Source organism: Bdellovibrionales bacterium (genome assembly GCA_016716765.1).
Taxonomy (GTDB): domain Bacteria; phylum Bdellovibrionota; class Bdellovibrionia; order Bdellovibrionales; family UBA1609; genus JADJVA01.
This window is the reverse complement of the sequence record JADJVA010000008.1, coordinates 17,949-29,952: the sequence shown is the minus strand read 5'-3', so window position 1 is coordinate 29,952 and position 12,004 is coordinate 17,949. Positions and strand designations below refer to the sequence as shown.

Below are 12,004 nucleotides of genomic sequence, written 5' to 3'. Positions count from 1 at the left end.
GGCACGCAGATCGGTGAGGGGACGTCGAGTCTCAAGACGCGTGGTTTCGAGATCTTGTTTTTTATATCAGGCGGTCTTTCGATTGTCCCTGAATTGGCTTAATTTCGGATGTTGAGCGGATATTGGGTGCGACTGTCCACGCCTCTTCACAAATATGTTGGTATATTTTTGCTTGGAGTTGGTCTGGAAGTATGGCGGGTTCGGCTCTTTGAGACGTTCAAAAAATTGGCGAGTGGAAGTGTTCTTTATTCAGGCGATGATCGGAATATGCGCTTGTCACCCCTTTCCTCTTTTATGATGATCTCGCCCATTGGGGTATGGAATATCTGTATTTGACCCTATCTGGGGTGAATCAGTGTTGGGTACATTCTTTCCCAATTGCTCATTTCTGCTTTGGATTGTCTTCATCGAGTACCTTCTTTATGTGTGCATTTTCCCCCTATGCTTGCATTTGTATCAAGAGCTTCGCGCCAGCGATTGCTTATCAATTTCGACTGGAAGAATTTACGCCTTCAATACGATCGGAGGTGTCATTGGGAGCTTGTTGACGGGTTTTTTTCTTATTCCCTTTAATGGGAGTTTGTAACACGATAAGTCTGGCTGCTCTGACTGGTTGGGTTGTCGCAGCTGCTTTTTTATTTTTTCTCATTCTGGGGACTGCTCTCAAAGAGAAAATTAAGTATTTTTCTTTGGTGTCTTTTCTGACTTGTTTGTGTCTTGTTGTTCTCCTCATGATCCTTTTTGGCGACGAATCAAGGAATTTATATGTCTATGGCAACTGAGGGGGCCTTGGATGCGCTGGAAAAGCAGAGAGAAAATATCTCCAGCCCGACCTCTATTACAGGGATGGTATTCTATGGTAGTGTTGCGGTGACCGCAAATGAGCTTTCAACAGGAAAATTGGATTGCGAATTTCGGGAAAGCCGGTTGCGGGCGCTGGACATGGGGATCGCAGATACTTAATGTCGGGACAGGTGCCACTGCTTCTTCATGAAAATCCGAAACGGTCGCTGTTGTGGGTTTGGGAACAGGTATCACGGCTGGTCACGCTATCCCATCAGAGTGTTGAAAGTGTTGACGCTTTAGAACTTGAGAAGAGTGTCGTCGAGGCCAGTCACTTTTTTAATCACATCAATGGCCAAACCCTTAAATGATCTCGAACTAGGTCGTTCTTGAAGATGGACGCATCTATCTCAAGTACAAAATAAAAATATGACGTTATTACTCTGATCCGATCAGTCCTTGATCCGGGTGCTGGTAATCTTTATTCGCGCGAATACTATATCGAGGCTTCACAGAAACTATCTGAAAAAGGAATTCTTTGCCAATGGATTCAGAACGAGGGGCTTTCGGCGGATTCATATAAAATGGCCTTGAAAGCCATTCAGGAAGCCTTTCCTTATACGTACCTATTTGTTTACGGTTATGATTCTGTTGCCGTTGGTTCCAATCATCCCATAAAAGTGGATTGGAATCGCTTCGAAAGAGTTTATCAATCGCCAAGTGTTCAAAAATGTTAGTTTCTGAGGGACCCACCCCCAATTTATGACTTTCTAGGCTATTTTTATGGTGGAAGAGATCAGATCAATACCTTTCTGAAACAGTCCAGTGTTCCTACGGATGACAACGTAAAGTTGGAGTTAATATTCCTTTTGATTTTATAGTAAAATCAAAAGAGTGTTTCCCAGTCCGTGATGATTGAGACGTCAGTCGGTCGCTTAGAGGCATTTATGGAAATGATTCCGGGGCCGATCCTGTTCAGTTTCTTGCCATGCGATCAAATATCCGCCCATTTTTTCTCTGAGGTGCACGAGCCCATTTTTGCCGCGTTTCAGCAAGTGCAACAAGAATGAATCTGCCAATTGATGTGGCAACGCTCAATCAATGGCACTCAATCAGATATAGAAAAGAGGACATTGTTGTTGAGTATGAAAACTAAACCATTCTGTAAAAGAAGCCATGGGGGTAAAGGATAAGAATCGCTTGATGGGTTTGCTCGAAACCGCTTTGTCTTAACGGCATGGAACCGGCTACTACACTGCGGAGTTTTGCTGGGTGAAATCTTGATTGAAAAAGCTCAATTTGCGAAAGCGATTGAGGTGTCCCAAAAAAATTAAGCTGGATTATCCAGCCATCCAGAAGCTTATCGCTTGGAGTCGGAGGCCCATATACAGACAAATCAATTAGCCCCGGCTGTGAAACTCTCGCCGAAGGACTTGTTTATTCGCCTGATGATCCTGGGTTAAAGAATTTGCATAATTCAATTCCCATACAATAGAATAAAATAGAAGTGATCAAAATATTGAACTGACTATTTCCGGGGCTTATATGAGGATAAAGACAATTTTGATATTTTTATGCTCGATTTGTTTTGCTGGCTTGGCCTTAGGTTCTGTACTGGTTCAACTCCAGGGGCGAGCTTTAGCTATGAGGTAAAAGCGCAGATATTTGTCGACGGGACTCTCATTGCTGAACCTCGAATAGACACAATGTCTGGAGATAAGACGGAGCTCATTCAAACAGCAAAGGATCAAACAAAGAGGATGCGATTTTCTGTTGTTGCCACTGAGAAAGAGCATCACAACATTAAGGACGCTATTAGTCTTAAGATTGAGCTGGATTACAAGGATGGCAAAGGATGGTTTCTTCAAAACCTGAAATACTTGTGCCTCCCGGAAAGGAAGGTAAAATAAGTCAACAAAGAGGTGGAGCTCAAGGAGAGCTTGTCATCAGTGTCGTTGCGAATCGCAAATAGAATTTAGCAGTTTCTTTGTAGTCTGGCGGTCCTCTAAGTAAACGCATTGCCTGTTCTTCAATTCAAAAGTGATTGGCTTTTGAATTGCACTCAGTTGGCGTAAAGTTCAAACAACCTCGCCAGGAGAGTCTATTCCAATGTTGGAAGTCATTGATCTGTATATATTTGACAGTCTTTGTTGTATTTTGTTCGGTTTCCTCATCAGCTTCGTCAGATTTGTCAAAAAGGTTCACATTCTAATAGGGGATGTGGATGGGGCGAAAATAACTCAATTTGATAAGATAGAGTTAATTTCTTTTGGTTCAGACAAAGGGGCATTGGCGTGGTGACCCATTTTGCTGCAGTCGAAAGAGACTTAGAAGAAGTGCTTCGCCACCCCTATACTGCTGGGATTATTTGGATAGGTCATTCCGATCCTCTTGGAGGGGTTTTAGACGCCAATGGCAGGAAAATTCCGAAATCCACGTTTAATAATATCAGTCGATCAGTTGCCACCATGTTTTTGTTTCTTGCTGTGCTAAATCTGTCGTGTTTCCCTTCTATGGCATCAGACAGGAGCGCCCTGAAATCGACCTGTATAGCTTTGATGCAGCTGAAACAAATGGTGTCATATACTTTGAAAAGCATATGAAAGCTTTTTTTCGTACCGAAAACGCTATTTGGGAGGAATTATTGAGCTCAATCAACAGTCACCAATTGCGTTTGTCGAGGAGCTGCCGAGCAAGCATAAATGAATATTGAGATGAATTTTTTGAATTTTGTTGTGAAAGCACATGGGAAAGATTTTTTTTACAGCAGTGTGAACAGTCCGGTGGGAGAGCTTTGCCTTTTAGTTTCTGATCTAGGCTTGCATGGGGTTTTTTGGGAAAAGGACTGGGATAAGGAAAAAATCAAATCGATCAATCAACCGCTTAAATATTCCGAAGATCACCCGATGATGGCGCTGACTCGAAAGCAACTTTGTGAGTATTTTGCGGGCAAACGATTTGAATTCTCCCTTCCACTTGTCATGGCGGGAACAGCATTTCAGAAAAGTGCGTGGGCGCAGCTTCTGAGCATTCCTTATGGCGAAACCATTTCTTATGAGGAACAGGCAAAACGTCTCGGTGACTCAAAGAAGGCTCGTGCTGTTGGAATGGCCAATTCCAAAAACCCCATCTCAATTGTTGTCCCTTGTCATCGGGTTATCGCCAAGAGCGGAGAATTGTCTGGATTTGGGGGAGGTATTGAAAATAAACGAATACTCCTAGACCTAGAAAGAAAGTCCAAGTGACCTGAAGAGCCTCCCGTGTAGCCGAGTGGCAAATTTAGCGACTGGTAATCAAATCAATCTATTTGTCATTCGTGGGCAAACAAAAGAGCTGATACTCGACTGGCCCAGCACTTTGTGTATACATACCACTCATCGAGATTATCTGGAAGCCATTGCCACAACTGAACCAACCTGAGAAGAGACTTGCAGGGGGAGGTTCTCGACGGTTGTGGTTCCATTGATTGGCTATACAGACAACTTGAGATCTTTGGCCTGGAAACATTCCCGATCTATAAAGGCTTGCCCTGTATTTTTCAGGACATCTCAGAAACAAAGCTCCGTATTTATTCCTTACATCAGCCTCAGGTTTGGCTGGGACGTATTCAACATTAATCTGAGGGTCACTGATTCCTCCTATTCCTAACACTGGGGAAATGGCAGACTCAGGCAATGCTGCACAGCGTCCGTCGTCAGCCGGCAACTCGATCTCATTTTTACAAGCGAAAATGACCAAGGGATTAGATGCCCCTCCTTGGTAATGGTTTACTTCCTCCCAGCGAGGGATTGCCAAAGAAACCTGGCTGAACAAAAGCAAGCCCAGGTAGAAGAGAGTGCGGGGATTGGGAGTCTGTCTTGGATCCATCACAGCAGGATTCCTTTCATATAGAGCTACGTTAAGGGCCAATCACATTCAGATGCGAATCAAGTTGCATAAAAAAGATTCCACTCATGCTTTGGTCGATAAATACAAATGGATTCCAGGGATTCTTCTGATCCACCACAACCTTTGTAGGCAAAGGCATTACATGCATTCCAAGTTGGTTTGTTAAAGCCAGCTGCCAAGCAAGAGGAGTTTTACCAAATCGGTTTTCATTAGTACCGTCCATCTGCCAACGGGTATAGTTTGCCATCACCGAAGCCCTTTGGGCATCAGATAGTGAATAATATCTTGCCCCCGCCTCTTGCAAAATTGACTGGGCATTTAATGGTGAATCCACGCCTGCAGCCACAATTGCACTCAGTCGGTTGGCAACCTGCACTCCGCGCAAAGATGAAATGACCCTTAAATCCTGATCAGGAGTAGAGCGACCTTGGTCTTGTCTTTCACTGTTCGACGGAAAAAGTGCATCTCCGCCTGTATCGACAGCAATGAGAGTGTCGACTCCATCAACCGAACGAATTAAATTTTGAAACTGAGAATGTAAGCCGTCATTCTGTCTATCTAAAATCAAATACATGGGGAATTCATCAGCCGGCAAGTTCTCCAGAAACCTTCCGCTTCCAGATGAGTTTGACAACACACGATAGACACCGTCTGCAATCATGCCCCCATGGCTGTATATGGTCCGGTTTTCACCGATTTTACCACCAGCACCTTGTGAGCCGGTCTTGTCCGTACGCACCGACCCGATGAACTTTACATTTTTACCAGCGGACCTTAGTATCAAGGCTAGCTGTGCCGCTTGAACTCCATCTGAGCCTCCACCAATTCCCACCACTGCAAATGAATTTCCAGGCAAATCGACTAAGTTATTTATTTGTACGAAGAGAGACGAGTCGATGCTCGAATAGGCAGATAACTTGACTCCAGATTGGTTGGCGTCACTGCCATTTTGAAACAGTTCATAATGCAAGTTGAGTAAAGTGTCGGGATTATTCCTATATTCATCAGACAGCGCGAACTTAGCGAGTGATTCAACATTCACAGTGTAGATGCCACCACTACTCTGACGATTTTTTAATTGGATTCTAGCCTCTTGAAATACTCTCGCAAGAGATAAAAATACGGTGCGCAATGCTACAACAGATCCGCCTGGAGTATTAGATAGGCTCCCTAATGCGTTGCTGATCAGAGCAGGAGCATAGTAGGGTAAGGTGCCCCAACCGTCATCAGTACCATCTACGTTAAGTTCTGAAACGAGAATAGCTCGAGCATTTGCGGGCAAATTAATAAATACCTCATAGAGCTCTTCAGCCTGTTCGCGAGTTGTTGTCCGTCGAAGAGTCAAAAGTCGCAAGATAACTCGCTCAACTGAACTCTTAACATCTAAAGAATGAAACCCTTTTTCGACAAGTTGCTTGTTCTTATCAATAAGAATTTGATCATAACTGTCACGCACCGACCGCCCAGCGATGACTTCTTTTAATGCATTTCGCGCTAACATGAAGTTTCGATAAACTGGCTCAATCATGACCTTCGCACCACCAGAATCTAAATGACCGTTTGCTCCGGCCACATCCAGCAACAATTCAATAAACTTAAATTCGAAGGCCTCGGGTTTGCCAGCTAAGGCTTTAACTCCCAAAAGGTTCGCCGGTAGGTTTTCGGCTTGTGCAAATTGACCTATATTTAAGTTTGATCCCATTCTTAACCCATCTAAAATCCAGCTTTTTTTCTCCGATGAAAGCCTCATGAAGTTTGGAGAAATCTCAGGCCACTCACCAAAGCCGACGAATAAAACCTCATCGTGATCGACAACCGCACGACCAACAGCTTTTTCTGTCAACTCGTGGTAACGTTTTATTTTGCCCAAATCGTTCGTCAAGATCATCACGATCATGGCATCGAAATCTTCCGGAGTTTTCAAAGTTGCAAGAACATAGCTTCGTAGTTGCGAAAATGATTCAAGAGAAAGGCGGACAGGTAGTGCTTGATTTTGCGTGAAGGTCTCATAGTCGTTTGCAAGAATCCATTTAAGGGCAAGGTATCCAACCGCCGTACGATTTACTTCTACATTGTCCTCTCCAAATAGTAACATAGATGGAGTCAGATTTTTTTTTGGACCGAAAATTCCCTTTGGAGTCGAAGTGCCGCCCTCAGCTGTTGCGTCAGCCTTCTGGCTTAACCAGGTGAGTAGTTCTGAATAATTTGCTTTCAGCAAAAGAAGGGCTTGATCATCCGTGATGTGGGGTAAAATTGTGGCTAGAGTTCTGTGCGGATTCAACAGCACTGCACACCTTGACGTGTGGGCCGTACCGCTCGCTGACTCGGATAGATGAAGAGCCGCACGGATTGGCAGACCAAAAAAAAGGCTGAGAGCTGTCAAAGCACTAAACAATGAGTGGCGTTTCTTGCTAAAAAAGTGGGAGTAATGTCGCAAAATCACGAAATATATTAGCTCCAAAAGTTAAGTAAAATAGCACGCTCTAAGTAAAGAAATTTGCAGCCATCTCTTCTGCTCTCAGGAACTTAAATGAAAGGCGTACTCGAAACACTGCTTCTAAAATCCTCGCAGTGAGCGCGGCACTTAACTACGCTATGTATTATTAATTGTCAAGGAGGCTGGCGAGGTCTCACAAAAGCGAGGTTTTGCCTCATATTGAGTACTTGCCCATTCAAACTGGACAGTCAGATTTCAGCTAGCTAGCTAGCTAGCTAGTGAGAGTGAGTTTGAATCGAGTTCAAAATATTGGATACCTTCTGCTTTGCATCGCCAAAAAGCATCTTTGTATTGTCATTGTGGAAGAGGGGATTTTCGATGCCCGAGTATCCCGAAGCCATACTTCGTTTCATGACGATGACGTGTTTTGATTTCCAACATTCAAGGACGGGCATTCCGAAAATGGGACTTGAGGGGTCATCAAGTGCCCCTGGGTTCACAATGTCGTTGGCACCAATAACGAGCGTGACATCAATGTCGGGAAAGTCGCGATTGATTTCATCCATTTCGAACACAATATCGTAGGGGACGCTGGCCTCTGCGAGAAGCACGTTCATGTGGCCAGGTAGTCTCCCCGCAACAGGATGTATTCCAAATCGCACTGTTACCCCTCGATCTCTGAGGAGAGAAGTGATTTCTTTAATAGGGTGCTGAGCTTGAGCTACGGCCATTCCGTATCCAGGGATGATCATGATATTTTGTGCGTTGAGCATGAGATCTGCGGTTTCTTCTGCGCTGATTTCATGGACAACACCTAGGCAGGCGGAGTTTTTGGTCGTAACTGATTTTGCGGGGCTAGCACCGAATCCTCCAAAGATCACACTCCAAATCGAACGGTTCATGGCCTTGCACATGATATAACTCAGAATAGCACCTGAGCTTCCAACGAGCGCTCCAGTTACAATGAGGAGATCATTGGAAAGCATAAAACCCGTGGCCGCCGCAGCCCAGCCCGAATAAGAATTGAGCATCGACACGACAACTGGCATATCGGCTCCTCCGATAGCCATGACCAAATGCCAGCCCATAAAAAAGGAAACAAGGATCATGGTGATAAAAAGGGATGAACTTTCTTCTAGGTTCGTCGCATGTGAGATCAAGACGCCGAAAAGGACGCAGCCAACAAGAGCAGATAAATTTAAAATATGTCTCGCAGGAAGGAGCAAGGGTCTCCCACTGATGGAGCCCCGAAGTTTAGCAAATGCGACGATTGAGCCTGTGAAGGTAATTCCACCTATAATGACACCCGCGAAGATTTCAATTTCATGAATGAGTCGAGCCATGCCATTGAGTTTTTGAATATCTCCACCAAAAAAACTCGAAGCCCCCACCAGAACGGCCGCAAGTCCCACAAAACTGTGCAAAATAGCAACTAATTCTGGCATAGCCGTCATTGCCACTCGCGCCGCGATGAGGGCTCCAATGGCTCCACCCAATAAGATGGCCATGACGGAAGAGATCAGTCCCAGTCCATGAGCGCCAACAAGACTGACCAATATGGCGATTGCAATTCCAAAAACGCCATAGAGGTTGCCTTTGCGTGCAGTTTCTTGATTGGAAAGTCCACCGAGGCTTAAAATAAATAGAAGGCTTGCGGCAAGATAAGAAACCGTGAGTAGTCCTTCGGACATCTTTTCTCCTACTTATGAAACATTTTGAGCATGCGTTTGGTTACTAAAAAACCGCCAGCAATATTAATTGAAGCAATAACGACGGCAACTAACGAAAGTGCACCGGCAATCCCAAGAGAGTCACCACGCAACTGAACAAGCGCTCCGATGATGATAATGCCGCTGATTGCATTGGTTACGCTCATGAGAGGAGTGTGGAGGGCCGGAGCCACGTTCCAGACCACTTGCCAACCAATCACGATTGCGAGAATAAAGACGCTAAAATGGCCAAGAAATTCTGAGGGTGCATTTTGGCCAAGGAAAAAAAACAGGACGGCCAATCCAAGTAAAGTGAAATCAACTCCCGAGAATTTCTTCGCCTTTTTCAACTCCGGTTTGACCGCAGGCTTTTTGTTTTCGGAGGAAACTTTTTCGAGAGCAATTGGAGGCGTTGCTCGGGCCGGAGGAGGCCAAGTGATTTCACCACCGTTTAAAATGAGGGCGCCACGAATGACTTCGTCCTTCATATCGACGCGGTAACCAGTTTCCCCTTTTGTCATGTCTGTCAGAAGGTGAACGAGGTTTGAGGCAAGCAGTTCGCTGGCTGTCGTTGCGAGTCGGCTGGCAAGATTTGTATAGCCAATGATGGTCACTCCACATTTCTTAACGATCTGGTCAGCTTGACTAAATTCGCAATTGCCGCCCTGTTCAGCGGCCATATCGACAATGACAGATCCCTCTTTCATGAGAGCGACCGTTGCACCATCAATCAAAAGAGGCGCTTTTTTTCCTGGGATGAGAGCAGTGGTAATAATAATGTCGACTTCCTTTGCTTGCCTTGCAAAGAGCTCCATTTCAGCTTTGATAAATTCGGGACTCATGACCTTTGCGTAGCCGCCCCCGCCCGAGCCTTCTTCTTTAAATTTGAGTTCGAGAAACTCAGCGCCCATGCTTTTGACTTGTTCTTTCACTTCTGGACGAGTGTCGAAGGCCCTGACGATAGCTCCAAGAGCTCGAGCGGCCCCGACAGCAGCAAGTCCTGCAACTCCTGCGCCGATAACGAGAACTTTTGCAGGAGGCATTTTGCCAGCGGCGGTGATCTGTCCAGTGAAAAGACGGCCAAATTGATGAGCGGCCTCGATGACAGCGCGGTAACCTGCAATGTTTGCCATCGAACTCAGCACGTCCATCTTCTGGGCTCGCGAAATCCGTGGGATGCAGTCCAGGGCGAGCGCAGTCACTTTGGATTGGGATAGTTTCTTGAGCAAATCTGAATTCTGAGCTGGCCAAATAAAGCTAATGAGATGTGCTTCCTTTTTGAGGAGATCTGCTTCGTGAGAGTTGGTTCGAGGGTTCCACTGAGGTGGATTGATTTTGAGAATGAGGTCGGCTTGGCTCCATACGTCCGCAGGACTCTCAAGAACACGTGCTCCAGCCAGGGTATAGTTCGAATCAGAAAAACTTGCGGGCTCCCCAGCACCCTTTTCGATCTGGACCGAAAATCCCATTTTTATCAGCTTCGCAGCACTCTCTGGCGTAACTGCAACTCGGGCTTCCCCTGATTTTATTTCTTTGGGTACTCCAATGACTATTTTGCTCATAAATATGGGTCTTCCTCAGTGAGTACAGCCAGCGCAAAACCAAAAACGAATTTAAACCAAACCATACCAAAGGGTTTCAGGATTTGTTTTCTACTTATTTTTGGAACGCGCATTGCTCATACGTCCCCCCATGCTGAGGAGAACGTATTCATTAACGCTCAATTTGAATTACTTATAGCGAGGTTATTGGCTCACTGTCAGTAGATAGAAAGTGGGTAGCGCAGTGCTTCCACTTGATATGATTTTTTTCTTATTTTCTATTGAAGGCCGTGGTGATTTTGCCTTGTGCGAATGTTGCACTTCGTACAAAAAGACTCTTCTTGGACGTGCAAAGCAACAAAATCCGTTACATGGGTAAACAGGAGTTCGTTTCCACAGAGACAGCAGTGGTTGTAGTCCATCAGGAATTGATCTGTCTGGGTTGGCACTGCGTTGATGCGGAATTCTGCTACAACCTGGGGCTCATTTGCCTGTAAATTCGTTTCTTTTGTCTTTTTTAAGTTATCCATTTCCCCTCCTTGTTGAAATAGGATTCACAAGTTAGTTATCGGATGTCATTTTTTGTTCTTAAGGCGCCCAATGGAATACGCATCAATTTGGTCCTGAGGCGGAGGAAAACTTTGCCGACCTGGTCTTTATTTCGATGCCTCAGTCCCTCTGGCTGTTCGGTGGTCCTCCCTATTCTGTTCAAGGGCAGGAGGTCTATGATAATGCGCTGGGGTATTCAGTGACGTGCAAGATCCCTTTTGTTAGCTTGGTGCTGATGGATAGAGTGAATGTCAGATTTTCGCCACAGCAGATTTATTTTGCACAGGTTTTAGGCCTCACTCACGTCATTCGCCCGCATCTTCTGTCGAAGAGCTTTTCAGTGGCTGGCTCTGTTTCTCCAAGTTGGCGAATCGAGGGCAATCCTGACTCGGCCAGTATTATTGTTTATATTCCCGAACCAATGTCTGGCGAAATCCAAGAACTATTCACCAGGATAATGACAGCCTTGTTTTCTAATCAAGTGCTGTATTTACGAGGATCGGGTTCGGAGGCTGATTTAAGGTCTTTGTTGGAAAACATACGAATACCATCGGGTCTGATCTTTGGTAGACAGTGGGCAGATCAGTTTGGAATCGAACATGCTCGCCTTGGCGCCGACGTGATCTATGCCGAGCGTCGGTGGCGAAAGACCTACTCCCTCTCGGAGATGCTTGGTACCGGGTCCGAAGTAGCTGAGAGAAAGAAGCAAGCCTGGGGACACATGAGAAATCTGATTTAAAATGGTGTCTTCATTTATTTATTGAGATTATGCTTGATGGCTTCGATGGCCCTGAGCACCTGATCTCTTCTTCGAGTGAGTGTCTCCGGGAGTTCTGCCGCATCAGGTTCGAAACTGAATTTAAAATCAGGGTCATTTTGGTGGAGGTTGGAAAGGCTTCAAGTTCCTCGGAGAGTCGCCTTGAAATGATCTCCATATCCTTCCGACTTGAACCTGCAGGCCAAGCCTTTGTGACAGACTTAATTACCTCGGCAATATGTACTCCGGAAGCTTTACCGCCAGAACAATGTGATCCAAATTTTGCAACAAGCATAAAGGAAAATGAAGGGAGATTTTCTATTCTTTTAATATGATCCCT

Annotated in this window: 11 protein-coding genes; 6 read left to right on the top strand and 5 right to left on the bottom strand. The window is 45.3% G+C overall.

Features of this window, described 5'->3' with window-relative positions; translation table 11 throughout:
- Positions 1-765: 765 nt before the first annotated feature.
- The 5 genes from IPL83_06490 to IPL83_06470 all read left to right on the top strand — a co-directional run bounded on the left by IPL83_06490 (position 766) and on the right by IPL83_06470 (position 4,028).
- Entirely contained in the window at positions 766-963 is a 198-nt protein-coding gene (locus IPL83_06490) for a hypothetical protein (protein MBK9038790.1), read from the top strand.
- Positions 964-1,367: 404 nt separating this feature from the next.
- On the top strand, positions 1,368-1,520 hold the full coding sequence (locus IPL83_06485) for a hypothetical protein (protein MBK9038789.1): 153 nt from the start codon (positions 1,368-1,370) through the stop codon (positions 1,518-1,520).
- An 837-nt stretch (positions 1,521-2,357) separates the two neighbouring features.
- Entirely contained in the window at positions 2,358-2,693 is a 336-nt protein-coding gene (locus IPL83_06480; GenBank protein MBK9038788.1) for a hypothetical protein, read from the top strand.
- A 384-nt stretch (positions 2,694-3,077) separates the two neighbouring features.
- Positions 3,078-3,386, top strand: coding sequence for a hypothetical protein (locus IPL83_06475; GenBank protein ID MBK9038787.1), 309 nt, complete (start codon positions 3,078-3,080; stop codon positions 3,384-3,386).
- Between the two features lie 111 nt (positions 3,387-3,497).
- Entirely contained in the window at positions 3,498-4,028 is a 531-nt protein-coding gene (locus tag IPL83_06470; protein MBK9038786.1) for a methylated-DNA--[protein]-cysteine S-methyltransferase, read from the top strand.
- Between the two features lie 58 nt (positions 4,029-4,086).
- Here IPL83_06470 and IPL83_06465 read toward each other — a convergent pair whose 3' ends face one another.
- From IPL83_06465 to IPL83_06445, 5 genes are all read right to left on the bottom strand, one after another.
- Positions 4,087-4,650, bottom strand: coding sequence for a hypothetical protein (locus IPL83_06465; GenBank protein MBK9038785.1), 564 nt, complete (start codon positions 4,648-4,650; stop codon positions 4,087-4,089).
- A 31-nt stretch (positions 4,651-4,681) separates the two neighbouring features.
- Positions 4,682-7,114 (bottom strand): DUF1152 domain-containing protein, encoded by a 2,433-nt coding sequence (locus IPL83_06460; GenBank protein ID MBK9038784.1) that lies wholly within the window; start codon positions 7,112-7,114, stop codon positions 4,682-4,684.
- A 269-nt stretch (positions 7,115-7,383) separates the two neighbouring features.
- A complete protein-coding gene (locus IPL83_06455) occupies positions 7,384-8,799 on the bottom strand; it encodes an NAD(P)(+) transhydrogenase (Re/Si-specific) subunit beta (protein ID MBK9038783.1) in 1,416 nt (471 codons plus the stop codon).
- A gap of 8 nt (positions 8,800-8,807) precedes the next feature.
- The gene (locus IPL83_06450) at positions 8,808-10,379 is read right to left on the bottom strand and encodes a Re/Si-specific NAD(P)(+) transhydrogenase subunit alpha (GenBank protein MBK9038782.1); all 1,572 of its coding nucleotides are present in this window, start codon (positions 10,377-10,379) and stop codon (positions 8,808-8,810) included.
- Positions 10,380-10,636: 257 nt separating this feature from the next.
- Positions 10,637-10,888 carry a hypothetical protein gene (locus tag IPL83_06445; GenBank protein ID MBK9038781.1) on the bottom strand — a complete coding sequence of 84 codons (252 nt, stop codon included), beginning with the start codon at positions 10,886-10,888 and terminating at the stop codon, positions 10,637-10,639.
- A gap of 218 nt (positions 10,889-11,106) precedes the next feature.
- On the opposite strand from IPL83_06445, the gene IPL83_06440 reads away from it, so the two are divergent.
- A complete protein-coding gene (locus IPL83_06440; protein ID MBK9038780.1) occupies positions 11,107-11,646 on the top strand; it encodes a hypothetical protein in 540 nt (179 codons plus the stop codon).
- Positions 11,647-12,004: the final 358 nt, after the last annotated feature.